33 protein-coding genes are annotated in these 24,642 nt (G+C 66.1%); 11 read left to right on the top strand and 22 right to left on the bottom strand.

All coding sequences use genetic code 11. From position 1 onward, the window contains the following. Positions 1-11: 11 nt before the first annotated feature. From ABDW49_RS18010 to ABDW49_RS17935, 16 genes are all read right to left on the bottom strand, one after another. On the bottom strand, positions 12-431 hold the full coding sequence (locus tag ABDW49_RS18010) for a hypothetical protein (protein WP_343613629.1): 420 nt from the start codon (positions 429-431) through the stop codon (positions 12-14). Then, the gene (locus ABDW49_RS18005; RefSeq protein WP_343613627.1) at positions 415-1,233 is read right to left on the bottom strand and encodes a DUF2163 domain-containing protein; all 819 of its coding nucleotides are present in this window, start codon (positions 1,231-1,233) and stop codon (positions 415-417) included. Before ABDW49_RS18005 ends, ABDW49_RS18010 begins: the two co-directional genes overlap by 17 nt. After that, positions 1,230-3,578 carry a DUF2460 domain-containing protein gene (locus ABDW49_RS18000; protein WP_343613625.1) on the bottom strand — a complete coding sequence of 783 codons (2,349 nt, stop codon included), beginning with the start codon at positions 3,576-3,578 and terminating at the stop codon, positions 1,230-1,232. Before ABDW49_RS18000 ends, ABDW49_RS18005 begins: the two co-directional genes overlap by 4 nt. Before the next feature lie 11 nt (positions 3,579-3,589). Next, complete coding sequence (locus ABDW49_RS17995; RefSeq protein ID WP_343613624.1) at positions 3,590-4,174, bottom strand: tail tape measure protein; 585 nt, start codon at positions 4,172-4,174, stop codon at positions 3,590-3,592. Then, positions 4,117-4,374, bottom strand: a complete 258-nt coding sequence (locus ABDW49_RS17990; protein ID WP_343613622.1) for a phage tail assembly chaperone — start codon at positions 4,372-4,374, stop codon at positions 4,117-4,119. Before ABDW49_RS17990 ends, ABDW49_RS17995 begins: the two co-directional genes overlap by 58 nt. Then, complete coding sequence (locus ABDW49_RS17985) at positions 4,371-4,688, bottom strand: gene transfer agent family protein (protein WP_343613621.1); 318 nt, start codon at positions 4,686-4,688, stop codon at positions 4,371-4,373. Before ABDW49_RS17985 ends, ABDW49_RS17990 begins: the two co-directional genes overlap by 4 nt. Beyond that, entirely contained in the window at positions 4,685-5,092 is a 408-nt protein-coding gene (locus ABDW49_RS17980; protein ID WP_343613619.1) for a phage tail protein, read from the bottom strand. The genes ABDW49_RS17985 and ABDW49_RS17980 overlap by 4 nt, the downstream gene beginning before the upstream one ends. After that, positions 5,089-5,487, bottom strand: coding sequence for a DUF3168 domain-containing protein (locus ABDW49_RS17975; protein WP_343613617.1), 399 nt, complete (start codon positions 5,485-5,487; stop codon positions 5,089-5,091). The genes ABDW49_RS17980 and ABDW49_RS17975 overlap by 4 nt, the downstream gene beginning before the upstream one ends. Before the next feature lie 3 nt (positions 5,488-5,490). Then, positions 5,491-5,649 carry a hypothetical protein gene (locus ABDW49_RS17970; protein ID WP_343613616.1) on the bottom strand — a complete coding sequence of 53 codons (159 nt, stop codon included), beginning with the start codon at positions 5,647-5,649 and terminating at the stop codon, positions 5,491-5,493. Beyond that, positions 5,646-6,224, bottom strand: coding sequence for a hypothetical protein (locus tag ABDW49_RS17965; RefSeq protein WP_343613614.1), 579 nt, complete (start codon positions 6,222-6,224; stop codon positions 5,646-5,648). The genes ABDW49_RS17970 and ABDW49_RS17965 overlap by 4 nt, the downstream gene beginning before the upstream one ends. A gap of 108 nt (positions 6,225-6,332) precedes the next feature. Continuing rightward, complete coding sequence (locus ABDW49_RS17960) at positions 6,333-7,460, bottom strand: phage major capsid protein (protein WP_343613613.1); 1,128 nt, start codon at positions 7,458-7,460, stop codon at positions 6,333-6,335. A 35-nt stretch (positions 7,461-7,495) separates the two neighbouring features. Beyond that, positions 7,496-7,900 carry an HK97 family phage prohead protease gene (locus ABDW49_RS17955; protein WP_343613611.1) on the bottom strand — a complete coding sequence of 135 codons (405 nt, stop codon included), beginning with the start codon at positions 7,898-7,900 and terminating at the stop codon, positions 7,496-7,498. After that, positions 7,897-8,217, bottom strand: a complete 321-nt coding sequence (locus ABDW49_RS17950; RefSeq protein ID WP_343613609.1) for a DUF6127 family protein — start codon at positions 8,215-8,217, stop codon at positions 7,897-7,899. The genes ABDW49_RS17955 and ABDW49_RS17950 overlap by 4 nt, the downstream gene beginning before the upstream one ends. After that, positions 8,214-9,413 (bottom strand): phage portal protein, encoded by a 1,200-nt coding sequence (locus ABDW49_RS17945; RefSeq protein WP_343613607.1) that lies wholly within the window; start codon positions 9,411-9,413, stop codon positions 8,214-8,216. The genes ABDW49_RS17950 and ABDW49_RS17945 overlap by 4 nt, the downstream gene beginning before the upstream one ends. Positions 9,414-9,437: 24 nt before the next feature. Continuing rightward, complete coding sequence (locus ABDW49_RS17940; protein ID WP_343614365.1) at positions 9,438-10,664, bottom strand: terminase family protein; 1,227 nt, start codon at positions 10,662-10,664, stop codon at positions 9,438-9,440. 100 nt (positions 10,665-10,764) lie between these two features. After that, positions 10,765-11,238, bottom strand: coding sequence for a hypothetical protein (locus ABDW49_RS17935; protein ID WP_343613605.1), 474 nt, complete (start codon positions 11,236-11,238; stop codon positions 10,765-10,767). Positions 11,239-11,447: 209 nt separating this feature from the next. Between ABDW49_RS17935 and ABDW49_RS17930 the strand changes: the two genes are divergently transcribed. Further along, on the top strand, positions 11,448-12,098 hold the full coding sequence (locus ABDW49_RS17930; protein WP_343613603.1) for a YqaA family protein: 651 nt from the start codon (positions 11,448-11,450) through the stop codon (positions 12,096-12,098). Positions 12,099-12,173: 75 nt separating this feature from the next. On the opposite strand, the gene ABDW49_RS17925 is transcribed toward ABDW49_RS17930, so the two are convergent. The 3 genes from ABDW49_RS17925 to ABDW49_RS17915 form a co-directional block, all read right to left on the bottom strand. Continuing rightward, positions 12,174-13,373 carry an aminotransferase class I/II-fold pyridoxal phosphate-dependent enzyme gene (locus ABDW49_RS17925; protein ID WP_343613602.1) on the bottom strand — a complete coding sequence of 400 codons (1,200 nt, stop codon included), beginning with the start codon at positions 13,371-13,373 and terminating at the stop codon, positions 12,174-12,176. 5 nt (positions 13,374-13,378) lie between these two features. Beyond that, entirely contained in the window at positions 13,379-13,618 is a 240-nt protein-coding gene (locus ABDW49_RS17920; RefSeq protein ID WP_068092948.1) for an acyl carrier protein, read from the bottom strand. Positions 13,619-13,715: 97 nt separating this feature from the next. Next, positions 13,716-14,081 carry a response regulator gene (locus tag ABDW49_RS17915; protein ID WP_343613601.1) on the bottom strand — a complete coding sequence of 122 codons (366 nt, stop codon included), beginning with the start codon at positions 14,079-14,081 and terminating at the stop codon, positions 13,716-13,718. A gap of 58 nt (positions 14,082-14,139) precedes the next feature. Between ABDW49_RS17915 and ABDW49_RS17910 the strand changes: the two genes are divergently transcribed. From ABDW49_RS17910 to ABDW49_RS17895, 4 genes are all read left to right on the top strand, one after another. After that, complete coding sequence (locus ABDW49_RS17910; protein WP_343614363.1) at positions 14,140-14,463, top strand: DUF3572 domain-containing protein; 324 nt, start codon at positions 14,140-14,142, stop codon at positions 14,461-14,463. A gap of 3 nt (positions 14,464-14,466) precedes the next feature. Then, positions 14,467-15,096, top strand: coding sequence for an HAD family hydrolase (locus ABDW49_RS17905; protein ID WP_343613599.1), 630 nt, complete (start codon positions 14,467-14,469; stop codon positions 15,094-15,096). Next, the gene (locus ABDW49_RS17900) at positions 15,089-15,553 is read left to right on the top strand and encodes a RidA family protein (protein WP_343613598.1); all 465 of its coding nucleotides are present in this window, start codon (positions 15,089-15,091) and stop codon (positions 15,551-15,553) included. Before ABDW49_RS17905 ends, ABDW49_RS17900 begins: the two co-directional genes overlap by 8 nt. Positions 15,554-15,644: 91 nt before the next feature. Further along, the gene (locus ABDW49_RS17895) at positions 15,645-16,811 is read left to right on the top strand and encodes a GNAT family N-acetyltransferase (protein WP_343613597.1); all 1,167 of its coding nucleotides are present in this window, start codon (positions 15,645-15,647) and stop codon (positions 16,809-16,811) included. A gap of 68 nt (positions 16,812-16,879) precedes the next feature. On the opposite strand, the gene ABDW49_RS17890 is transcribed toward ABDW49_RS17895, so the two are convergent. Then, a complete protein-coding gene (locus ABDW49_RS17890; RefSeq protein WP_343613595.1) occupies positions 16,880-17,227 on the bottom strand; it encodes a hypothetical protein in 348 nt (115 codons plus the stop codon). A 222-nt stretch (positions 17,228-17,449) separates the two neighbouring features. On the opposite strand from ABDW49_RS17890, the gene dksA reads away from it, so the two are divergent. From dksA to ABDW49_RS17860, 6 genes are all read left to right on the top strand, one after another. Next, complete coding sequence (gene dksA / locus ABDW49_RS17885) at positions 17,450-17,908, top strand: RNA polymerase-binding protein DksA (RefSeq protein ID WP_343613593.1); 459 nt, start codon at positions 17,450-17,452, stop codon at positions 17,906-17,908. Between the two features lie 313 nt (positions 17,909-18,221). Then, complete coding sequence (locus tag ABDW49_RS17880; RefSeq protein WP_343613591.1) at positions 18,222-18,614, top strand: PilZ domain-containing protein; 393 nt, start codon at positions 18,222-18,224, stop codon at positions 18,612-18,614. Positions 18,615-18,769: 155 nt separating this feature from the next. Further along, positions 18,770-20,284, top strand: a complete 1,515-nt coding sequence (locus tag ABDW49_RS17875) for an ABC transporter substrate-binding protein (protein ID WP_343613589.1) — start codon at positions 18,770-18,772, stop codon at positions 20,282-20,284. A 180-nt stretch (positions 20,285-20,464) separates the two neighbouring features. After that, positions 20,465-21,160 carry a response regulator transcription factor gene (locus ABDW49_RS17870; RefSeq protein ID WP_068092971.1) on the top strand — a complete coding sequence of 232 codons (696 nt, stop codon included), beginning with the start codon at positions 20,465-20,467 and terminating at the stop codon, positions 21,158-21,160. Positions 21,161-21,279: 119 nt separating this feature from the next. Beyond that, positions 21,280-21,993 carry a tRNA (guanine(46)-N(7))-methyltransferase TrmB gene (locus ABDW49_RS17865; protein WP_343613587.1) on the top strand — a complete coding sequence of 238 codons (714 nt, stop codon included), beginning with the start codon at positions 21,280-21,282 and terminating at the stop codon, positions 21,991-21,993. A 97-nt stretch (positions 21,994-22,090) separates the two neighbouring features. Then, a complete protein-coding gene (locus ABDW49_RS17860; RefSeq protein WP_343613585.1) occupies positions 22,091-23,071 on the top strand; it encodes a hypothetical protein in 981 nt (326 codons plus the stop codon). Here ABDW49_RS17860 and ABDW49_RS17855 read toward each other — a convergent pair. Beyond that, the gene (locus ABDW49_RS17855) at positions 23,043-24,071 is read right to left on the bottom strand and encodes an LD-carboxypeptidase (RefSeq protein WP_343613583.1); all 1,029 of its coding nucleotides are present in this window, start codon (positions 24,069-24,071) and stop codon (positions 23,043-23,045) included. The genes ABDW49_RS17860 and ABDW49_RS17855 overlap by 29 nt on opposite strands. A gap of 26 nt (positions 24,072-24,097) precedes the next feature. Beyond that, complete coding sequence (locus tag ABDW49_RS17850) at positions 24,098-24,565, bottom strand: Lrp/AsnC family transcriptional regulator (protein WP_343613581.1); 468 nt, start codon at positions 24,563-24,565, stop codon at positions 24,098-24,100. Positions 24,566-24,642 lie beyond the last annotated feature (77 nt).

The raw sequence follows: 24,642 nt of genomic DNA, 5'->3' as shown, positions 1-24,642 counted from the left end.
GTGTCAGCCTTTCATGTGGCGGGCAGGCGCCAGCGCTCGATGATGGGGTCTTGCGGCAAGGGCGAATGGACCACGCGGTGTAGACCGGCATGGGCATGGATCAGCCCGAGATCCTCTGCGACCACCCCCAGATGGAACTGGCAGGGACCGGGGTTGAGCAGCAGGATATCCCCTGCCAGCATCGGCCCCTGAACGCTGATCAGCCCCGCCGCCTCGGCCAGCCTCGGCAGCGAATCGAGGGTTCTCATCCGCAGGCTGTAATCGTGGGGTAGTGCCATGGGGCGCCCGGTGATGCCCAGTGCCGCGCCGATCAGGCCGAGGCAGTCCAGCCCGGTGCCGGCATCGCGCCCATGCAGGCGGAAGGGCACGCCGATCAGCCCTTGCGCGGCCCGAGCCAGTGTGATGCCGGGCGCGTCAGGAGGGCAGGCCATAGCGGATCACCATATCGTTGCCGGGCAGAAAGGGCTCGCCCCGGAAATTGACCGCATTGCCGAAACGGCTGGCGCAGGTGGCCAGCGTATGGTCGCAGCCCTCTTTCAACCGAGCCCGCATCCCCGCGCTCATCGCGCGGTCGAGCGGCTGGTCCAGCACCAGTGCGTCACCGGCCAGCGCCACGATGGTCATGGCGATCCCCGCATAGGGCCCCTCCAGCCAGCGCAACTCTCCGCCCAGCAACTGCGCCGGGGTGGCGGTGCTGTTGAAGGCGACGGCATTGTGGGTGCCGTCGAAAGCGGTGAGCACGCCCTCATGGGTGAAACGCGCCGCCGAAAGCCCGCAACCCTGACCGCAGAAATCGGCGCGGCAGCAAGGGCTGGTGCGCGGCACCGGATCGCGCGCCAGATCGCCTTTGCGCGAGGTGAGCTGCGCGGAAAAGCTGTCGCTGTCCTGCGTGACGCTGCCGATGGTCCCGGCATAGATCGCCTCATGCTCCAGGCTCTGCCAGTCGACCAGACCGACCGCGACGCGCGCGCCATCATAGCGCCCTGCCGCCAGATCATCCGCGCTGATGCTGTCATGCGCGATGGCGCCGTCGACCTCGGCGGAATCCGCGTCGAACCCGGCCGAGCGGCGGATCGCGGCGGGCATCATGCCGGGCGCGGCGCGGTGCAGCAGGCCGTCGAACCACAGATCGCCGTCATGGGTGGTGAAGCCCAGCGAGACGCCATCGCGCCGGTCGATGCGCCACCATGTTGCCACAGTTTCGAGCGGCTGGGCAAACCAGATCCGGCTCATACCGCCTCCCGGATTTCGATGACGGGGACGCTGGGGGCATCTCCGATGGAAAAACCGGCGCCATTGATATCGAGCGTGTCCTGCTCGAAGCGGACGGGCACGTCGAAGAGGAAACCCGCGCGCAAGTTTGCCCCTGCGGCGGGCGGCGTGGTGAAACTGACGATACCGCCATCGCCCACAGTCCAGCCATTGGTGACGCCCACGCCATTCACGCTGACCAGCACCGTGCCCGCGCGGGGGCGGGTGATGCGCCGGATCTGTGGGTCCGCAACGCCATCGCCGTAATGCTTGACCAGCGCGAAGCTGGCAGTGGTGCCATCGCCCACGCCGATCAACTGGTCGGTGGCGGTGGGGGTATCCACCATGCCGTTGGAGCTGAAATCGCTGGGGTCGGTCAGGCGGAAGCCGCGCGCGGCGCCTCTGCGGGCGCGGAAGAAGGCGATCAGCGTGCCCAGCTCTGTTTCCGAGCGGATGCCGGGCCCCAGATCGAAATGCAGGCGGGCATTGCTCCACAGACTGTTGCGCCGTTCGAAGCCCGAGGCGGTGGTGGCCACGCTGGTCGAGAACTCCTGCGTGATCTTGGCGTCCAGCCCCAGCGCCAGCGGATAGGGCACATCGTCGAAAGCGTTCATGTCACTGTCCTGCGCGGGAGGGAGCCGGGTGTAGCCATCGCGGCAAATCTGGGGCAGCGCCCAGACGAAGACCTCATGGGGCTGGCGGGCGAGCGCCTCATCCACGCCGCCATCGATCAGCCGCCAGAGGTCGCCCTGGCCGGGGTTGAGCACGAAGCCGGCAAGATAATCCTGCGCCTCGGGCGGATAGGTCAGCCGTTGGTCGATCGTGGCATAGGCGGCCTGCCTCAGGGCGGAGGCGCCTGCGGTCAGCCAGTCGTAATCCTCGACCTGAAGCCGGTCGAAAGCAGGCGAGGCCCAGCCGGTGGGCAGATTGGCGCGGCGCGCTTCGGGCATGGCAGGGTCGAGCACGGTGGGCAGGAAGGTGAGCAGCAGCACCTCGCAAGGCGCGCTGCCCGCCTGCGCTTTCGCGGCCATGGTGATGGCGGCGGTGGAGCAGGCCAGCAGCGCGCCCGCGGAATCGAGCAGGGCGGTCTGTTCGGCATTCAAGGGGGCGCGCAGATCGGGGATTGCCACGGGGTTGCCGCCGAAAGCCGCTTTGGCGGCATCGTCATAGAGGCAGATGCGGCCATCGCCTGTCACCCACCACCACGGCTCGCCGATCTGGAGGCGCAGGGGCACATTCGCGGCCTGCATCAGGGCGACATAGGCGCGCCCAACCGATTGCAGCCAACCCATGGCCTCGCCTTGGGCCGGTGACAGCAGGTTGGAGGGTGGGTCCCAGCCGGTCAGCCCGGCGGTGCCGTCGGCGGCGCGCTGTGCCCATGCAGGCGGGCAATGCTGCGCCAGCACTTCATAGGAGATGGAGGCGATGGGGGAGAGGCCCGCCTCTGCGCAAGCGGCAAAGAAAGCCGCATGCCAGGCCCGCGCCGGGGCGCAGAGCGGATCGCCGCCCTCTGTGATTTGAGACGTATCCACCAGACAGTCCGCCCCGACATAATGCAGGCGGAAATGATGGCTCATCCCCACATAATGCAGCACGCTGCCGCGATAGCCCAGTTGCCGCAGGCTGCGGATCAGCCGCGAGGGGGTCTGGTTGCACTGATCGTCATAGGCGGTGGCGACAGCCAGCCCATGCGGCGGCACAAAGACATTGCCGATGGGCAGCATGGCGCGGTCGCCATCGCAGCTTATGTCGCTCAGCTCGGCCCAGCCGTCCAAAGCCTGCGCGAAGGGCGTGGTGGAGCCCTGCACATAGCCCGGCGCCACCAGCGAGATAAACATGCGGTCGATATCGGCGGGGTAGAGCGGGTCGGCCACATCCGCTGTCCATCCGCCGAACATCTGGCTGAAGGGCAGGGTGATCCGGGCATCCTCATTGGTGCCGGTGGCAAAGTTCCACAGTCGCACGAACCAGCTATGCGGCTGGCCGCCGGCATCGCGACCCTCGATGGTCAGCGTGGGGCCGTTGACCGCATCGAGCGGCAGGATACCGCCCGAACGCCAACGGAAAGACAGCGTGGTGCGGGCGTAATCGCGATCCGTGGCATAGGCGAGCAGGGGGTGATCCAGACTATCCTCGCTGGCCCAGATCAGCCCGGCCAGATCGCCTTCGCGCAGAAAGGTGGCATCGATGCGCAGGGCATCGGGAGCGGGGGTGATGGCGCTGGCCATCATCGGGCGGGGAAAGTCGATGGTCCAGAAGCGCGGGTCGAAGCGCTGGATCCAGTCGCTGTCCTGCCCCTGTCGTTTGGCGGCGAGCCAGAAGGCCATATGTGTTCCCCTCAGTTCTGCACCAGCACCCGGCGCAAGGCGCTGGCGATCTGGCGCGAGGATCGGGCGAGGGCCTGGGGCGCATCGGCGCCGGTGGTGCCGCTCATATTGATGGCGACATTCATGGTGCGATTGCCGCTGTTGCCAGCATTGTTGGCGATGGAACCTGCGGCGGTGGGCACAAAGACCTCCGGCCCGCGCTCACCCACCAGATAGGCCTGCCCCGGCGAAACCGGGCCTCCGGTGGCCCGCCCCGGCAGTCCGCTGACGGCGGAAAGCAGGCTGGTGATGCCCGAGGAACCGCCGCTGCTGGTGCCCAGCACGCCCGTCGCCTGAGCGGCGATGGCGGCCAGAGCGCCGATCCCGGCCTCGCGCAGATCGGAAAAGCCGCTGGTGCCTTTCTTCAATGCATTGGACAGGCTGGTGTCGAGCGTGCTGCCCGCCTGCGTGAAGCCGCCGACCAGCGACGTATCCACGCTGGAGCGCATCGCCGCCAGATCCTGCGCGAAGCCCTGCGTGACGGCGCGCACCTCGACCATCAGGCTTTGCGTGGGGGAGTCGGTGCTGGTGGAGGCGGTGTAACGCGATGTGGCCATGAGTCTTGCTCCATCAGGCGGTCGAAGTCCGCGCGGGAAAGCGGGGCTAGGGCGGCGCGGGCCGGATCGGCATCCGGCGCCAGCACGGCGGCGAGTTCGGCGGGGGTGGCGGCCCAGAAGGTGTCCGGGCGCCACCCCAGCAGGCGCGCCGTCAGCCCGGCGAGGCGGCTGGCGGCAGGGCCAAAGGCTTTTTCGCTCACCCGGCGCCCTGCACGATCTGGCGGAGCAGCACGCGCAAGGGCAGGGTGGCCTTGGCAAGCCCCGCTTCCAGCACGGCATCACCGACCATCTCGCGGGTTAGCTCCTCGCGATGGGCGAGGCAGTGCCAGAACAGCGCGGCGATCTCGGCGAGGCGCAACTGACCCTCCGCCGCGCGTCCCACCAGCGCCAGCAAAGGCCCCAGTTCCTCCTCGGCGGCGACCAGCGCGGCGAAGCTGGGGCGCACCAGGCGAGGGCTGTTGGCGATGGTGATGCTGGCCTCGCCGCGCCACGGATTTGCGGGGGCGTCGCTCATCCGGCTACCACCGCGCCGGAGCTTTCGAGCTGTAGCGTATAGGCCCGCTCGCCATTGTAATCGCCGGAGTAATCCAGCTTCTGCACCAGAAACTGGCCGGTCAGGCTCTGCCCGTCCTCGAAGCTGAGGCGGTAGGAGTCCAGCGTGCCCGAGAGCGCATTGGCGCGGATCTGCCCCTCCGCCGCCGAGCCCATAAAGACCCCCGCCGCGCTGACCGAAATCGACCGCGCCCCGCCGCCCGAAAGCAGCTCGCGCCAGCCCCCGCTGTCCTTGCTTGTGACGGCCACGGCCTGCCCCGCCACGGACATTTGCGTCGTGCGCAGCCCGGCCACGGTCTGGTAGATGGGCGTGGCCGCGCCATCGGAAATCTTGAGGAGAAAGGCGGCGCCGGATTGAACAGTCATAGGGCTTCTCCATTGATGGTGCGGAAGCTGAATTCGATCAGCACGGTGCGGGTGGCGGCATCGGTCTGCTGGGTGCGGGCGCGCAGAAAGCGGATCGTCGCGATGCGAAAGCCGCTCTGCTGCGCGGGCAGGGCACGGATGCGGGCATCGATGGCGCCGACCAGAGCAGCGGCGGCATCGGGCGTGTCGCCCCGGCAGTGGAGTTCCAGCGCGATGCGGATCTCGTAGCCGGTCTCGGTCTTGGTGCTCCAGTCGGCGCTGGCGCTGGTGGCGATGGCCAGCGACGGCAGGCTGGTGCGGGCGGGCGCCTCCTCGGTGATGGCGTTGAGCTGGACCGACAGATCGGGATCGGCCGCCAGCCAGGCGATCAAGGCGGCGCGCAGGGGCAGGTCCATGGTCTATCCTTTCGCCGTGCCGAAGCCGGGCCAGAGGGTGGAGGCATCGCGCCAATTCACAGCGTCATCGGCCGGCTGCCGATCCTGCGCGATCTGCCCGGCCAGCGCGGCCAGTTGCGCGGTCAGTTCATCCCACGAGGGGCTGGGCGTGGCCGAGATCATGCCAGCCGCATCCGGCGATAGGGCCGCCACAGCGCTGTTACCGAGGTTGGCGGCAGGGCATCGGCTGCGGCGCTATCCCGCATACGATATTGATGCGCGGCAAGGCGGATGATGCCGTGATGCAAGGGTTGGGGCAGATGGTCCCAGTCCGCTGCCAGTCCGGCCTCGAAACTGACCACGGCGCTGGAGCAACCGGCAGGCGCCTCGATCCGCAACTGGCAGGCGCCCGAGGCGTCGATGCGGATTTCGAAATCCTCGGCGCCGATCTGCGTACCATCGGCCTGCACCCCCACCACCGAGGTGACCGAACGCATCGGCGTGCTGGCCAGCCGATGCCAGCGCGGGTGGGCAAAGGGCCATGGCTCTCCGTGGCGCAGGCCATCGAGCGACAGGCTTTCTTCCACCGTGCAGAGCAGCGGCAGCACGCCGGTAAAATCGGCGCAGACCTCCAGCGCCATGGCCAGCAGGGCGGCAAGGCTGTCATCATCCTGCGTGGTGGAGATGCCCAGCCACTGCTTCAACTCGGTCAGCGCCGAAGGCGGCAGCACCGCAGGCGTGACGATCGTCCGCATCATGGGCGGCCTCCATAATGGATCAGGAAAAGGGCGCCCGTGCCAGCCGCGCGGCGGCGGCACGGGCGCAGGGTTAGGCCGGGCGGGAGAGGAACCCGGCCTGCGGAGATTTTACGAAGCCGCGATCTTCACCAGCTTGATCGCCTCGCTGTCGAGCACCTGCCCGCCGATGCGGCGCGTGGCGTAGAAGTTGACGAAGGGCTTGTTGCTGTAGGGATCGCGCAGCAGGCGGGTGCCGAAGCGCTCGGTGATGATGTAGCCGTTCTGGAAGTTGCCGAAGGCGATGGGGGTGGCCCCGGCTGCAACGTCGGGCATATCGGCGGCCTCGACCACGGGGTAGCCCAGCAGGCGGTCGGGCTGGCCGTCGATCAGGCTGCCCTGCCAGAGGAAGGCGCCATCGGCATCCTTCAGCTTGCGCACCGAGGACAGCGTCTTGGCGTTCATCACCCAGACCGCGCCCTGGCGATGCCCGGCCTTGAGCGTCATCACCACATCGATCAGCAGGCCATCGGCGGCATTGCCCAACGTGGCGGCGTCACCGCTCGCCAGATACTGCAGCGTGCCGAAAGCGCGGGTGGCGTCCGCCGTGCTGGCGATGGGCGTGGAGAGGAAACCGCTCGGCTGGTTGGTGCCGGTGCCCTTGACGAAGGCCGCGCCCTCGGCCCGACCGAATTCCGTGGCGATTTCCTGCGCCAGCCAGCTTTCCAGATCGAAGGCCGCATCATCCAGCATCTGCTGGCTGGCCGAGGGGTTGGCATAGAGGTCGCCCGAGGGCGGCACGATCTCGGCAAAGCTGGGGGTAGCGGTGGCATTGCGCGCGGCGCTTTCGCTGACCCAGCCCGAGAGGGTGCCGCCCAGCGAGATCAGCTTGCGATAATCCGAAGTGCTGGTCTGCACCACCTGAGCGATGGCGCGGATCGGGCTGATGGCGGTCAGCCTTTCGGCGATGCGGGCGTCAAGCTGGGTGGGCACGGCATAGCCGCCATCGGCGGGCGAACCGATGGTGAGCGACTTCAATTCCGCCTCCTGACCCCGGCGCAGATAGTTTTCGGTGAAGCTGCTGCTCTGCGGGGCGGCGCCACCCAGCGGCAGGCGGTTGTCGGCGCGGTGCTGGCGGTCCAGCCGCGATTTTACCTCGGCGATGTCGGAGCGCAGAGCGGTCAGCGCCTGATCGGCGGCCTCCTGCCGGGCGAGCAGATCGAAGGAAGCATCGAGCGGCGTGGTTTCGGGATTTTCCATGCAATCAAGGCCTTTCACACGGGGAGAAATGAGGATCAGGCGATCATGTGGACCCGCGCCCCATGCTGCATGGGGTGGGTCACCAGGCTGATCTCGAAGAGGTCGATGTCGTGCAGATCGCGCCCTGCCTCGTCGCGGGTGAAGCGCCGGGCGCGGTAGCCGAAGGAGAGGCCGTTCACCCGGCCTGCCTTCAGCGCGGCGGCGGCGCCTCCTGCCGGATTGTCGATGCTGGCGAGGATGCGCAGACCGCGCTCGTCCTCGCCCGCCTGCTCGATCCAGCCGATGCGCTGGGCGGGGTTGTGCTGCCAATAGAGCGGCAAAGGCGCGTCGCGGCTGGCCAGCGTGCGGGTGAAGGCGCCGGGGCGGATGGTGTCGCGCCCGGCGTCGCGCTTGTCGAAGAGGGCGGCGTAGCCGGCGAAGCGCAAGGACGCCTCGCTCATCGCCAAGGCGCCAGCGCGCCCGAGCGCACGGCGATGCCGATCAGCAGCAGCGCCAGAAGCCCCCGCACCGTCCAGTCGATGACCGCGCGCCAGGCGCTGGCCTTGGCATCGCGCCATGCCTGCAACAGGTCGCGCAGTTCGGACAGGTCCTCGCTGGCGCCCGCATCGCTCAGCCCCATGCGGTAGAGCATCCTTTCGGCGCCGAGTTCGCTGGCTTCCTCGACAATGGCGCGCAAGGTCACCAGATCGCCGCCCGAGGCCCGATCCTGCGCCATCAGCCGGGCGAGCATATCCTCGCGGTTGAGGGGGCGGCTCATGGCTGCACCTGTTCGGGCGCGGCGCAGGGCGGTGGCGCGGCCAGATCCTCCGGAAGGCCCAGCAGCACGCGCTTTTCGGCATCCGACAGGAAAGCGGCGCCATTCACCTGAGTCCACAGTGCCTGCCGGTCCTCGGCCAGCGCGGGTACGCGGTCCACATCGACGGCCAGGCGAGCCTCGGGGAACCAGCCCTGCAAGCCTTCGCCCAGCGCCGCGAACAAACGCGCCGCCAAGGGCAACAGAGTCAGCCGCCACAGCGCCTTGTTGGCTTCCTTATAGTTGTTGTAGGTCGAATCGCCGGGCAGGCCGAGCAGCATCGGCGGCACCCCGAAGGCCAGCGCAATATCGCGCGCCGCCGCCGCTTTCAGCGCGGCAAAATCCATATCCGCCGGGCTCATCGAGAGCGACTGCCACTTCAGCCCGCCCTCCAGCAGCAGCGGACGCCCGGCATTGCCGCCGCCGGCAAAGGCGCGGGCCAGCTCATCGCGCAGCCGGTCGAACTGGTCTGTCGAAAGCCCGCCACCGTTGGAGGCATCGTAAACCAGCGCCCCGGACGGCCGCGCGGCATTCTCCAGCAGCGAGCGGTTCCACGCGGCGGCGGCATTATGCGTCGCCACGGCCTGATCGGCGGCGGAAAGGCAGCCCGTGCCGTAATGATCGTCGGCGGGGTGATAGTCGCGGATATGGATGATGTTGGGCGAGGCGTCGGCATCCTCCATGGGGATGGTGAGCAACTGCTCGCCCAGACGATAGGTGATGCCGGTGGGCCAGCCATTGGCACCGGGGACAAGCGTCACGCGTTCCGGACGCAGGGCGAAGAGTTCGACCGGCCAGCCATTGGCGTCCTTGAGCACCTGCACATAGGCATTGCCGTGGAGGAGCATCTGGCTGGCCAGCGTCTCCAGCAGCGGCTGCCCCGCGCTGGTGGCGGTAACCAGCCTGGTGAGCGCCGGATCGGTCTGGCAGAGCGGCGCCCCGCCGATGCCATCGGCCACCAGCCGCACCGCGCGATGAGCGACCGGATTGTCGAGATAGGCACAGACCACCGCGCGGCGATAGTCATAGGGCAGGCGGTTGGCGCCGATCTCGCCCCAGTTCGGGTATGAGCCATATTGGGGCGAGCCATAGGGGCGGGCGAGCGGCACGCGGGGCCCTCCGCCCTTGAAGGCGGCGGCGAGGGATTGCAGCAGTTTCATGAGAGTCGCCTTTCGAAAAGGGCGTTAGAGGTCGCGCACGCGCGGGCCTGCATTCGGGTGAAGCATCAGTTCGGTCAGCGCCCAGACAGCGGCATCGGCCCGGTCGGGCGAGCGGCCCGGCCCCTGGTAGGCGCCTCCGGTGATGAGCCCGCATAGCTCATCCTCCAGCGCGGCGAATTGCCCGCAATGGCGCACCCGGCCTGCTTCGTAGAGCGCGGCAACGGGCTCGGCGCGGGCGCTCTTGCCGCATGTGGCATGCACCAGCCGCAGGGGCAGGGCGATGCTGGCGGCGCGCAGCACGCTTTCCACCATGGCGCCGCCCTGATTGGCTTCGGCCACCACGCGGTCGGCGTTCCACAGCGCGACGGTTTCCGCGACGGCGCGCGCCCAGCGTTCCGGGCTGGGGCGGGTGACGCTGGCATCGGCCAGCACGCGGGCGATGCCGTCCTGACCCAGCGCCACCACCACGATGCCGCAGGCGTCGCCCTCCGCCGAGGCGGGCGGGTCGACGCCGACCACCATCCGCGCGGGCGGGGCGGCGGGGAAGGCTTCGCGGCAGCTCTCGATCAGGGCGCGTGTCCACAGCGCGCCCGCGTGATCGAGCAGCATCTCGCCATCCAGCTCCTGCCGCGCCAGCAGCGCCGAGCCGAGGCTGGCGCGGGTCTCGCGGATAAAGCGTTCGGGCAGGTTGGCGCGGTTGTCCTTGGTGCGGCCCCGCGTGACGATGGCATCCTCATCCTTGAGCAGGCGGGTGAGCAGCGGCACCGCGCGCGGGGTGGTGGTGGCCATGGCCTGAGGCTTCTCGCCCAGACGCAGGCCCATCAGCATATTGTCCCAGGCCAGTTCCGCGCGAGAGGCCGAATTATCCCATTTGGCGATTTCATCGCACCAGGCATGGCTGTGCTGGGGGCCGCGCAGACTGTCGGGCTCGGCGGCGGAATAGAGCGTGGCCACCGCGCCATGGGGCCAGACCAGCCGCCGCAGCGAGGGTTCGAAACGCGGGCGGCGGCGCGGGGGCGAGCAGGCAAGGATGCCGCTCTCGCCCTCGACCATCACGCTGCGTGCCTCGCCCAGAGAGGCGGCGACCAGCGCGATGCGGGCCATGGGGTCGGATTGCGCCACCATGCGCACCCACTCCGATCCCATCCGCGTCTTGCCGAAGCCGCGCCCGGCCATCACCAGCCACAGGCGCCAGTCACCCTTGGGGGGCAACTGGTTGGCGCGGGCCCAGAGCGGCCAGTCATAGGCCATGGCGCCCAGCTCCTCGGGGCTGAGGCGGGAGAGTTGTGCCAGCCTTTCCTTGGCGGGCAGGCCCAGCAGCCAGTCGAGGCGCCGGTCGGTTTGGGGGAGGTCACTCTCCATCCGGTTCCCCCTTTTTCGCGGCCAGCACGCGCTCGCGCATGCGTTCCAGCTTGGTGTTGAGGCCCTCCAGCACGGCGGCGGCATCGTCATTGTCGCGGATAGCGCGCTGGCGGGCGGCGGCCTCGCGGTGAGCGGCCAGCAGGCGCAGGGCATTGGCATTGTCGAAGCTGCGCAGGGCGGTCTTGCGGGCGGGGGTGGGTTTCAATTCGCCGCTGCGCAGGCGGTGGAGCAGCTCCATCTCCAGATTGTCGTAACCCTCGCACAGTGCCGCCTGCCATTTGCGGGCGAAGGCAGCGTTGTTGCGGCGGGTATCATAGGCCAGCGTGGTGGTGATGCCCGCCTTGCGCGCGGCCTCGGCCACATTGCAGCTTTCGGCGAGCGCGGAGAGAAAGGCCCGGCTCCAGACGCCGAGCGAACGAGGCCGCGCGGCTTTGCTGCCGGCGGACGAAGAGCTTCGCGCCATCTTGGTTTCCATGAAACAGGGGTGGGGCGATCGGGAGGCCGAAGCGACTCGGTTGATCGCGATGTTCTTGATATGTACCCATCGAGCGTGACGATGTCAATCAAAAAGAACCATATGGGTTCATCGATCGTGCTTGCCCATTCCCGAGGCGAGCCTTAAGCAGCGGCTGTGCTGGCGATCCCGCCGTGCTTTTGGATCAAGGAATCCCAATGCTGCGCCGACTTTACGCCTGGACCATGGCCAAAGCCGCCGACCGCCGCGCCGAATGGTGGCTGGCGCTCTTCGCCTTTGTGGAGGCCAGCTTCTTCCCCGTGCCGCCCCATGCCGTGCTGGGGGTGATGTGCCTGTCGCAGCCCAAGAAGGCGGTGCGTTTCGCGATCATCACCACGCTGGCCTCGGTGGCGGGCGGCTTGCTGGGCTACACCATCGGCCATTTCCTGTTCGCCAGCATCGGTGAGCAACTGCTCTCGGCGCTGCATCTGACGAACAGCTTCCCCTATGCCGCTTGCAAGCTGCGCGGCGACACCGGCTTCCTCGCGATCATCCTGAAGGGCGCGACGCCGATCCCCTTCAAGCTGATCACCATCACCGCCGGTTTTGTCGGCATGCCGATCGGCAAGTTCTTGGCTGCAAGCCTGATCTCGCGCTCGATCAGCTTTTTGATCGTGGGCATTCTGTTCCGCCTGTTCGGCGCGCCGATCAAGGCGTGGATCGACAAGTATCTCGGCCTTGCCGTCGCCGGTTTCCTGCTGCTGGTGGTGGGCGGTTTTGTCGCTGCCGCCATGCTGAGCAGCCACAAGAGCACGGCGGCGGACCCTTGCTCCAACGCCACGATGAGCAGCATCACCCAATCGGCCTGAGCTGGCAGGCCCCAACGAAAAAGGCCCGGCGTTCCAGATGGAGCGCCGGGCCTTTTGCTGTTCAAGGCTGAAGCCTTAGAGAATACCGGCCTTCTGGCCCGCACGCTGGAACATGCCGATGATGGTCTGCACCTGATCGGCGCTGTGCAGCGCGCAGAGCGAACAGCGCAGCAGCGTCATGTTGGCAGGCGTTGCCGGGGGGCGGGCCAGATTTACATAGAGCCCCTCATGCAGCAGCGCTTCCCACATGCCAGCGCCACGCTCCAGATCGGGCATGATGACGCTGATGATGGCGCTCTGCGGCTCCTGCGTGCCAAGCTGGAAGCCGGCATCGCGCAGGCCCTTGTGCAGGGTGCGGCTGTTCTCCCAGAGATGCGCGCGCTTGTCGGCGGCATGCATCAGCTTGCGCACGCTGGTCGCCGCCGTGGCGACAACGCTGGGCGGGAGCGAGGCGGTGAAGACGTAAGGGCGGCACACCAGACGCATGATCTCGAACTTGGGATGGTTCGAAACGCAGAAGCCGCCCACCGTGCCGACCGACTTGGAGAAGGTGCCGATGATGAAATCGACATCGTCGAGGCAGCCCTGCTCCTCGGCCACACCGCGCCCGTTGGGGCCGATAAAGCCCATCGAGTGGGCCTCATCCACCAGCACCATCGCGCCATACTTCTTGGCGACGGCGATCATCTCCTTGAGCGGAGCAATATCGCCCAGCATCGAATAGACGCCTTCGAGGATCACCAGCTTGCCAGCACCCTCGGGGATGCGGCGCAGGCGCTTTTCCATCGCCTCGATGTCATTGTGCTTGAAGGGCACGACCTCGGCATCGCCCATCTTGCAGCCGTCCCAGATCGAGGCGTGGCTGTCGATGTCGAGCACGATGTAGTCGCCCTTGCCGGCGATGGTGCTGATGATGCCCAGATTGGCCTGATAGCCGGTGGAGAACACCATGGCATGGTCCATGCCATAGAATTCCTTCAGCGCATCCTCGACATCGCGGTGCGGCGAATAGGTGCCGTTCAGCACGCGGCTGCCGGTGGTGCCGCTGCCATAGAGGTCGAAAGCCTGCTTGCCCGCCGCGATGACATCCGCGTCGAAGGTCATGCCCATGTAATTGTAGGTGCCGAGCAGGATCGTCTCGCGCCCGTTGCACACCGCCACGGTCGGCGAGATCACCTTTTCCATCACCAGACCGAAGGGATCGGTCACGCCGGTGGAGAGCAGGTCGGTCCGCATCTGGATCAGCGGGTCGAATTTGGAGAACAGGTCGGTCATCGGAATCAACCCTGCAGCTTGACCACGGCATCGACAAGCTGGCCGTAGGTTTCGATCTCGGCCTGCTGGTTCATGGAGATGATGATGTCGAACTCATCCTCGATGGCGGCGACGAAATCCATCACCGTCAGGCTGTCGAATTCGAGGTCGCCCGCGAAGGTGGTGGCATCGGTGACGGCGATCTCCTTCTTGTTGAAGGGGGCGATCAGCGCGGCGATCTTCTCGGCGGTGGCGGCGCGGTCCATGGATTTGGCTCCGGTATGGGAAGGGAATTTCAGCATCGCCCTAGGGGGCAAGAATGCGGCACAATTGGGGCGTTGGGGGCAGGAAGTAGGATGAATCCTACTCCACCAGCGCCCTGACGGCGGCCATAAAGGGGCCGATGGAAACGGGTTTGGCGAGATAGCCTTCGGCGCCGGCATCGCGGATACGGTCTTCATCGCCCTTGCCGGCGTAAGCGGTGACCGCCAGCACGGGGATGGTGCGCAGCACAGGATCGCGCTTGGCCGCCTCGATCAGGTCCAGCCCGGAAACATTGGGCATCTGGATGTCCATGATGATCAGGTTGGGCACGAAATCGCGGGCGCGGTCCAGCGCCTCCAGCCCGTCGGCCACCGGCTCCACCCCATAGCCTTGCGAGCGCAGCACGTCGCAGAACAGCTTGCGGTTGAGATCGTTGTCCTCGACAACCAGAATGCGCTTTGCCATGGGTTCTCTCATTGCGGGCGATGGCCGCTCGCCCCCTCCCTAGGGGCTATGAAAGGCGCTGACAATTCTTCGCGATAGCTCTCCACAGCCCGCCGATCCGCAGGCGCTGGCACTTTCCGCTCTGGGCTGGGTGCTGGGTGACGAGGATCGCGCCGAAAGGCTGATCGCGCTCACCGGCATCACGCCCGACGAATTGCGCGACAGGCTGGGGGCCGGGGAGGCCTCGCGCCGCGAAGTGCTGACCGCAATGATGGATTTTCTGATGGCTTACGAACCCGATCTGCTCGCCTGTGCCGAGGCTTTGGGGGTGCCGCCCGAGGTGCTGGCCGACGCCCATGCCAAGCTCAACGATGCGGCCAATGCCGCCGATTGGGGAGCCTGAGCCATGGCCGCCCGCCCCCTGATCATCACCGATTGCGACGAAGTGATCCTGCATATGGTCGCGCCCTTCCGCACCTGGTTGGCGCAGGAGCATGATGTGGCCTTCGTCATGAACGGCAATGACTTCTCCAAATCGATGAGCCGCAAGGGCGAGATGCTGAGCCAGGCCGAGATGTGGGATCTGCTCGGCCGCTTTTTCGACACCGAGATGCCGCGCCAGAATCCGATCGCCGGCGCTGTGGAAGCGCTGACCGCGCTGGGCGAGCATGCCGATGTGGTCTGCCTCACCAACCTTGAGCATCACCGCAACGAGGCGCGCACGCTGCAACTGGCGCAGCACAATCTGCCTTTGCGGGTCTTTACCAACCAAGGCCCCAAGGGCCCGGCGATTCGCGCCATCCTTGAGGAATACGCTCCCAGCCGCGCGGTGTTCATCGACGACATCGCCCAGCATCACGACTCGGCGTTCCAGATCACCCCGCAGATCGGCCGCCTGCATCTCTGCGGCGAGCCCGAGATGGCCCCCCATATCACCTGCGCCTTTCAGGCAGGCCACGCCCATGCCCGCATCGACGATTGGGCGGGCGCGCTGCCCTGGCTGAAAGCGCAACTCCACGGAGAAGACCATGACTGACATCATCGAAGCGAAACTGGCCGAACTGGGCCTCACCCTGCCTGCCGCCGCCGCCCCTGTCGCCGCCTATGTGCCCGTGGTGCTCGCGGGTGGTCTGGCGCATGTCTCGGGCCAGTTGCCCTTTATCGACGGCGCGCTGGTCAAGGGCCGTCTGGGCGAGGACGTCAGCGTGGAAGACGGCACCGCCGCCGCCAAGGCTTGCGGTCTGATGATTCTGGCGCAGCTGAAGGCCGCGCTGGGCTCGCTCGACAAGGTGGAGCGGATCGTCAAGCTGGGCGCCTTCATCAACTCGACCGGCGACTTCACCGCCCAGCCGCAGATCGCCAATGGCGTGAGCGAACTGATGGTCGCGGTCTTCGGTGACAATGGCAAGCATGCCCGCAGCGCCGTGGGCGTGCCGGTGCTGCCGCTGGGCGCGGCGGTGGAAGTGGACGCCATCGTGGCCATCCGCGCGTAAATGCTGGAGGCGCGCTTTGCGCGCGAACGGCTTCTCAGGCGCGCTGCCCCGATGGGTGGCGCGCCTGTTTCGCTTGTGCGATAAGAGGGGCGTGACGAAGACGCCCCCCGATCAACTGTCCGCCCGCATCGCCACCGGAATCGCGGATCTGCCCGCGGATGAGTGGGACGCACTCAGCGACGGTGCCAACCCTTTCACCTCCCACGCCTTTCTCGCTGCCATGGAGGACTCCGGCAGCGTCGATCATCTGGGGGAGGGCGGCTCGACCGGCTGGCAGGCCGCGCCGATCCTGATCGAGGATGAGGAGGGCCGCCTGACCGGCGCTCTGCCCGCCTACATCAAATCCCACAGCCAGGGCGAATATGTCTTCGACCATGCCTGGGCCGATGCCTGGCAGCGGGCCGGGGGCGATTACTATCCCAAACTGCAGATCGCGGTGCCCTTCACCCCGGCCACCGGTCCGCGCATCCTGACGCGCGATTCCAGCCTGGCGCTGCCCCTGCTGCGCGCGGCGGAAACCCTGTGCAAACAGGCCGATCTCTCCAGCGTCCATGCCACCTTTATCGAGCCCGAGCAGGTGCCGATCTTCGAGGAGGCGGGCTGGCTGATCCGTCACGATCTGCAATTCCACTGGGAGAATCGCGGCTACAAGGATTTCGCCGATTTCCTCGGCGCACTTTCCTCGATGAAGCGGAAGAATCTGCGCAAGGAACGCATCGCCGCGCAAGAGGGCGTGGAGATCCGCCAACTGACCGGCGCGCAGATCCTGCCCGAACATTGGGACGCCTTCTGGCATTTCTATCAGGACACCGGCAGCCGCAAATGGGGCCACCCCTATCTGACGCGTGAGGCCTTCACCCTGCTGGGCGAGACTATGGCGGATAAAATCCTGCTGGTGCTGGCATTTATCGACGATCAGCCGGTGGCGGGTGCGCTCAACTTCATCGGCGGCGATTGCCTCTACGGCCGCTATTGGGGGGCCGTGATCGACAAGCCCTTCCTGCATTTCGAGCTGTGCTATTATCAGGCCATCGATGCGGCCATCGCGCTGGGCCTCTCCCGCGTCGAGGCGGGCGCTCAGGGCGGGCACAAGCTAGCGCGCGGCTATGAGCCGGTGCGGACCACCTCGGCGCATTACATTCCTCACCCCGGCTTTCGCGCGGCGGTGGAAGGGTTCCTGAGGGCCGAACGCGAAGGCGTCGCGGCGGATCAGATGGTTCTGGATGAAAGAACGCCCTATCGGCGTGAAGGGACCTGACAATCCGTAACGTGGCGGGCCGATTCCTCCGCCATGCTCGGAAATGTCCGGTTCTGCGCGGTGCGTGTTTACGCTGCGCGGCGGGCGTTGTCGGCCAGCCAGGCGCGGGCGCGGCGCTGCGCTTCGGCGATATCGCGGGCGCTCATTTCATCGGCGATATCGGCGCGGCACTGCTGGGCCGCTTCATGTCCGCGCGATGCGGAAAGGTTGAACCACTTGTGCGCCTCGACCAGATCGCAGCTCACCCCATGGCTGCCGGTCGAAAAGGCGATGCCCAGATCGAAGAGCGCGTTCACATCCCCCTGTGACGCTGCCGCGATGCAGGTGGCGATCACGATGTCGCCGTCCAGCGTGTGCGCCGGGACAGGCTGGCTCGATCCGATGTCAGTGCGTTGATTGGTCCAATAGGCACTCATAGTCATTAACCCCCGTTTTTAACATGTGACTGTGCGATCTCATGGGGGAACCCTCGCTTAACATGGATAACAAATGGTTAACGATGTGCTTTCGTCGGGCAATTCTGCGGTAAGATGGGGGTAAATACCCTAAAGCCATAGCATTGCCGCTTGTGCGTAACTGCGCGGAACTTTATAGGCCCGCCATCGGGATGAGCCTCGGTGTTGGTGCGGAGGATTTGAATGGCGACTGCGGTGGGCGACGATATCGACGTTCTCGTGAAGGCAAGGCGTTCGCTGGCCGGGGATTATGTCCCCAGCGAAGACGAAGCCTATATGAGCGAACTCCAACTGGATTACTTCCGGCGTTTGTTGCAGCAGTGGAAGAAGTTGATTCTCAACGCTTCTGCCGACACGCTTTCGCAGCTTCAGGAAGGGCCGCTGCGCGAACCCGACCTGAATGACCGCGCCTCTTCCGAAACCGACTGGGGCATCGAGCTGCGCACGCGCGACCGCCAGCGCAAGCTGATCGCCAAGATCGACTCGGCCCTGCGCCGTCTTGAGGAAGGCGAATATGGTTTCTGCGAAGTGACCGGTGAGCCGATTGGTCTGGGCCGTCTGATCGCCCGCCCGATCGCCACCATGACGGTCGAGGCACAGCAGGCGCATGAGCGTCGCGAAAAGATCTCGCGCGACGACTGACGGCTAAAAGCCTCGGGCGATTCGCAGAGTTGAAAAGGCGGTTTCCGAGTCTTTCGGAAGCCGCCTTTTTCGTCATGTGTTGATTGAAAATCCGGCGTGGGCGGATTTTGGCGGGTTTTGAACCCTGGCTGACGCCGATTCCGTGTGGATTGGCTTTGTCGAAGCTGTCCCATGCTGGCACGCTCCGCGATTCACCGGGAATGGAAGGATTTGTTAAGACTTTGTTGGGGCGGTAAGGCTATATTGCAACCGCACACCAGCCGTCCCCCCAAGCGCGACTGGCCAGACTTTCCATCAGCAAGCGTGATGAGTGATGAGCGATACCGACAAGACCGCAGAGCAGCGCCATATTTCCCGTGACAGCCTGTTCGTTCTGGCGGGACTGCGCCTGGCCGGTCATGATCGCGAACATAAGGTCAAGGTGCGCAACCTGTCGCCCGGCGGCCTGATGGCCGAGGGCACGCTGCGGGTGGCGCGCGGCATGAATGTTTCGGTCGAGGTGCGCAACATCGGCTGGGTCGAGGGCACGGTGGCCTGGGTGCAGGAGAACCGCTTCGGCATCGCCTTCATGCATGAGATCGATCCGCTGGGCGCGCGCGGTGCCGTCGCCAACAACGATCTGCCCGCCGATTTTCAGGCGCGCAAGCCGACCCCCGTGCTCAGCCAGATGCTGAAGCAGGACCCGAGCCGCCTTCGCAAGGTCTGAGAGTCCGTTTGAAAAATGCGCGCAAGCGCATTTTCGGGCGTGGGCGGGGGAGTGGGCTGGTCCCGCAAAATCCGGCCACGCCGGATTTTCAAACAGACTCTGAACGCGCGCACCTGCGGCGTTGCACCCCGCGCCCGCAGGGCTTAACGCAAGGCATGGCTTTTTCCCGCCACCTTTCCCACCTCTCGGCCCTGGCCCTTCTGGCGCTGGCCGCAAGCGGGCTGAACGGCTGCACCCGCAAGAGCGAATCGGCGACCCGCATCGCGGTGATCGGCGACACCGCCGCGCCATGGCACGACCCATGGACTCCCGCCGCGCGCGCGACGACGGCCGGCCGCCTGCTGGCCGACAGTCTGGGCGAGGGGCTGGTCGCCTTCGATGCCGAGGGCAAGGTGGTGCCGGGGCTGGCCGACCGCTGGATCGTGGCCGACGATGGCCAGAGCTACATCTTCCGCCTGCGCGGCGCGGCCTGGGCCGACGGCGGGCAGATGAACACCGAATCGGTGAGGCAGGGCCTGCGCGCCGCGATCGCCGCCCAGAAGGACAAACCGCTCTCCGCCGCGCTCTCCGCGATCGAGGATATTCGCGCCATGACCGGGCGCGTGATCGAGATCCGCCTCAGCCGCCCCATGCCGCAATTCCTGCCGCTGCTGGCGCTGCCCGAACTGGCGCTGCCGCCGCGCCAGCATCTGGCCGGGCCGATGGCGCTGAAAGCGGAAGGGGCCGATGCGCTGCTCACCGCCCTGCCGCCTGAAAAGCGCGGCCTGCCTTCGGTGGAGGATTGGGGGCGCACCGCGCGTCCGCTGTATCTTTCGGTGATGCCCGCTGCTCAGGCCATTGCGGCGTTCAATGCGGGCAAGCTCGATGTCGTGCTGGGCGGAAGCTTTACCGACCTGCCGCCGGTCGGCCACGGTCCTTTGAGCGGTGGTCCACTGGGCAAGGGCGGCTTGAAGCTCGATCCGGTGGTGGGCCTCTTCGGGCTGGTGGTGGAGAATGAGGACGGCCTGCTGGCCCATGCCGCCAACCGCGAGGCGCTCTCCATGGCGATCGACCGCGCGAGCCTGACCACGCAGATCGGCGTGCCCGGCTGGCAGGGCACCACCCGCCTGATCGCGCCGGGCAGCGAGGCCGACACCGGCATGGTCATCGAGCGCTGGGCGGATATGGATCTGGAAGGGCGCCGCACGCTGGCCTCACAACGCATCGCGCAATGGGCCAGGGTCAGCGGTCAGGGCGCGCATCTGCGAATCGCTCTGCCCAGCGGGGCGGGGGGCGATGCGCTGGCCGTGCTGCTCCAGAGCAGTTTTGCCGCCATCGGGGTCAGTGTGCAGCGGGTCGATCTGCGCGCGCCGGCCGATCTGCGCCTGATCGACGAGGTCAATGGCGAGCCCAGCCCGGACTGGTTCCTGCAGCGCTTTGGCTGCGCCCTGCACCCCCATGCCTGCAGCCCGGCGGCCGATGGCCTCACTCATCAGGCGCTGGAAGCGCCGGACCCTGCCAGTGCGAAACCGCTTTTTGCGCAGGCCGAACGTGCCTTGCTGAACGAAAATGTCTTCCTGCCGCTGGGCGCTCCTGTACGATGGTCGCTCGTCTCGGGCGAGTCGCAGGGCTTTGCCTTGAACCGCTGGGGGCTTCATTCCTTGCTGCCAATGGCGATTCGCGCGCGCTGAATCCGCCTCTCAACGCAGTTTGACCTAAGAAATTTACCGTAATTAGGGCCCGAAAGCCGCTCAATTCGGCGCATTTTACCGAAAATTAACCTTTCGCGTTCATTGCTCCTATGGTTAATTCAGGCGATCCTGTGATGTGTGCAGGCCGTGCCTGACCTGTCGGGCCAAGGGGGGTAACCCATGCGTGTTTTGTTGATCGAAGACGAGCCTACCACGGCCCGCGCGATTGAATTGATGCTGACGACTGAGGGCTTCAACGTCTATTCGACGGATCTGGGCGAGGAAGGCCTCGATCTGGGCAAGCTCTATGATTACGACATCATCCTGCTGGACCTCAACCTGCCCGACATGCACGGCTATGACGTGCTGAAGAAGCTGCGGGTCGCCAAGGTGCAGACCCCGGTGCTGATCCTCTCGGGCATTTCCGAGATGGACTCGAAGGTTCGCTCCTTCGGCTTCGGCGCCGACGATTACGTCACCAAGCCCTTCCATCGCGAAGAGCTGATCGCCCGCATCCACGCCGTGGTGCGTCGTTCGAAGGGTCATTCGCAGTCGGTCATCCGCACCGGCAAGCTCTGCGTCAACCTCGACGCCAAGACGGTGGAAGTCGACAGCGCCCGCGTTCACCTGACGGGCAAGGAATATGCCATGCTGGAGCTGCTGTCGCTCCGCAAGGGCACCACGCTCACCAAGGAAATGTTCCTCAACCATCTGTACGGTGGCATGGATGAGCCCGAACTGAAGATCATCGACGTCTTCATCTGCAAGCTGCGCAAGAAGCTGGCGCATGCCTGCGGCGGCGACAATTACATCGAGACCGTCTGGGGCCGCGGCTATGTGCTGCGCGATCCCGATGAGGCTGCCGAAGCGGCCTGAGGCACCCGGCCTCTCGACAGAACAATCAGCGGCCCGCCTGCCCGGCGGGCCGTTTGCGTTTCCGGGCAGATGACGCGCGAATCTTGACCCTTGGGCCTTCTCCTGCCATCCGCGCGCCCATGACTGCGAACAAACCCGGCGATCCCACCACGCTCAACCGCCTCTATGGCCGCGCCAAGGGCAAACCCCTGCGTCAGGGCCAGCAGGGGCTGGTCGACACGCTGCTGCCGCAGATCGCCGTGCCCGAAGAGGGCCCGGTGACGGCGGAGCGCCTGTTCGGCGAGGACCGCCCGCTCCATTTCGAGATCGGCTTTGGCGGCGGCGAGCATATAGCGGGCCGCGCCGACATGCTGCCCAACCACGGCTTTATCGGCTGCGAGCCCTTCCTCAACGGCGTGGCCCAGGCGTTGACTCATCTGTCAGGCGACAATGGCGCCCATCCGCCGATCCCCAATGCGCGCGTCCATCACGGCGACGCGCTGGAGGTGCTGCGCCGCGTGCCGGACGAGGCGCTGTCCTTCCTCTATCTGCTCCATCCCGATCCCTGGCCCAAGGCGCGCCACGCCAAGCGCCGCATGATGAACGACGGCCCGGTCGAGATGTTTGCCGCCAAGCTCAAGCCGGGCGGCGAGTTCCGCTTCGGCACCGATCACCCGATCTATCTGCGCCACGCGCTGATGGTGATGCGCCGCCACACCGACAAATTCGAATGGCTGGCGACCGAGCCCGCCCATTTTCAGAACCGCCCCGCCGGCTGGCCCGAAACGCGTTATGAAGCCAAGGCCCGTGCACAAGGCCATGAGGTCTGGTACTTCCGCTTCCGGCGCAAGTAAGTAGAGTCTGTTCTTAAACGAGGCTTTGAAATAAACTGGCGCCATTACGAAGACAAATCCGATTGTCTTCCGGTGCAAGAAGAGGCAGCATTGCGTCATGATCGCACTGCTGCCTTTTGTGCTCGCTGTCGCTCCGGTATCTGTTCCTGCTGCTGACCTGACGGGAAGCTGGGATCTGGATGCCGGAGGAACCACGATCTTCCGGCTGGAGATCGCCAAGGCTCCCGATGGGATGGCCGTGACGTGGGTCAGACCTTACGACTTGCTTGCCGATGGCAGCAGCTTTTCCGATCTGACCGGGCCGGTGGTCAGGCGCAAAGCGCGCGATATCCGCAAGGTCGATGGCGATCTCGACGTCACCTTCGATGATCCGCGGCCGGGAGCGAGACCGGATGTGCTGCACCTGTACCGGGTCGATGCCAACCATATCGATGTGTCCTACAAAGTGCTCGGCCTGGGTTGGGAGCCCTTTCACTTCACGCGCAGCAAGCCGCATCCGGCAGCGCTTGGTCCATGGGACAGCAAGCGGACCTATGCGCTGGCGTTTACCTACCCCACCAATCCCGAAATGACCGCGATCTTCAAGGCCGATCAGGCTGTCCGTCAAGGGGATGCCTCCAGGATTGACTGGTCTGTGGTCGAGCCAGCCGATGAAAAACGCCGCAAGCGCACGCAGGAACTGCTCGATTCCGGCCAGTTGCACAGCGCCGAGGATTATAATGGCGCGGCTTTCGTCTTCCAGCATGGCAGCAAGCCGGAGGATTTTCTGAAGGCCCATCTGCTGGCGATGGTTGCCGTGGCCAGGGGCATGCCCTCGGCGATCTGGATCGCCGGGGCCACACTGGACCGCTATCTTCAGAGCATCCGTCAGCCGCAGGTGCTGGGCACGCAATATCTGCGGGTGGACGGTCCTTCCGCAACGCAGGAGCCTTATAACCGCACCGTGATCTCCGACGCCGTGCGCCAGGCGCTGAAAGTGCCGCCTGTGGCCGAGCAGGAGGAGCGCGTGCAGCTTTATAAGGATGAGGCTGCCAAAGCCGCGTCCGCTCCTAGCCCACCACCGGCTGCAAAACCCTGATCGTCCCGACCTCGGCGTCCATTTCCACCTGGGCACCCACCGGCAGGCTCAACTGATTGGCGATATGGCCGATGTTGGCGCCGGAAAAGGCGGGCACACCCAGTGGCGTCAGATACTGCCCCAGAATATCGGGCACGGTGAAGCCCGCGTAATTGGGCACATTGGCGTTGCAGCGCATGCATTGCCCGAAGATCACGCCGGACAGCTTGCCCAGCAGGCCGGAGAGCGCCAACTGGCTCATCATCCGGTCGATGCGGTACTCGGGCTCGCCCACATCCTCGATGAAGAGGATCGCGCCCTCGAAGTCAGGCAGCCATGGCGTGCCCACCAGCGATGTCAGCACCGAGAGATTGCCGCCCAGCAGCCGCCCCTGCGCCTTGCCGGGGCGCAGCGTGGTGATCCGCCAGCGATCCGCCGCGCGATCGGCTTCCGCCACCTCGCCCAGCACGGGCGTTTCGCCGGTGAAGGCCAGCCGCCACAGGCTGTTCCAGCTCGCGGCCTCCCAGCGGTTGCTGACATTGGGCGCATGGATCGAGGGAAAGCCCGCCTTGGCCGCGATCGCCAGATGCAGCGCCGTCACATCGCTGGAGCCGATCAGCAGCTTGGGATGCGCCCGGATCAGATCCCAGTCGAGCAGTGGCAGCAGCCGCGCGCTGCCCCAGCCGCCGCGAATCGAGAAGATGGCGCGCACGCTGTCATCGGCGAACATGGCATGGATGTCGTCGGCGCGATCCTTGTCGGTGCCCGAGAAATAGCCCCAGATGTCCGACACATGCCGCCCCAGCTTGGGCACCAGCCCCATGCCGCGCACCGTGGCCTGCGCGGTTTCAAGATGCATCGGCTCGTCATCGGAGCTGGCGGGCGCGATCAGCCCCACCGTATCGCCGGGATGCAGCCGCAGCGGCAAGCCGGATACCCCGTGCGGCAGGGCAGTTTGCGGCCAGGCCAGCGCGGCCATTGCGCCACCCATGCCGCCAAGGATCGATCGTCTGTCCATCATGGGGCGCAGCCTAGCATGCCCGGCACTCAACGCGAGGACTCGCGCACCGTTTCCATCGCCACAAAGGTCGAGGTGCTGGCCACATGCGGCAGGCTGGAAATCTTCTCGCCCAGCACCGAGCGATAGCGGCGAATATCCGCCGTGCGCACCTTCAGCAGATAGTCAAAGCTGCTTGCGATCATATGGCATTCCTCCACCTCGGGAATGCGCCGCACCGCCGCGTTGAACTCGTTCAGCGCCGCCTCGCGCGTGTCGGACAGCTTGACCTCGGCAAAGGCCACATGGTCGAGCCCGATGCGCGCCGGATCGACGATGGCGCGAAAGCCCACGATCACCCCGCTGGCCACCAGCCGCCGCACCCGCTGCTGGCAGGGCGTCTTGGAAAGCCCGACCTTCTCCGCCAGATCGGTGAAGGTGATCCGCCCGTCCTGCCGCAGGATCGTCAGGATCTTGCGGTCGAACTCATCCAGATCGACTGTTTCGGGCTGCGGCATGGTCGATACGTCCTTCTGCGGGCCCTCAAATAAGTCCTTTCGTGGCGATCTGGCCAGCATTAAAGTCGGATCGCCGC

The organism is Novosphingobium sp., from assembly GCF_039595395.1.
Taxonomy (GTDB): Bacteria; Pseudomonadota; Alphaproteobacteria; order Sphingomonadales; family Sphingomonadaceae; genus Novosphingobium.
The sequence above is the reverse complement of the archived record's forward strand: the minus strand, read 5'-3'. Positions and strand labels throughout refer to the sequence as shown.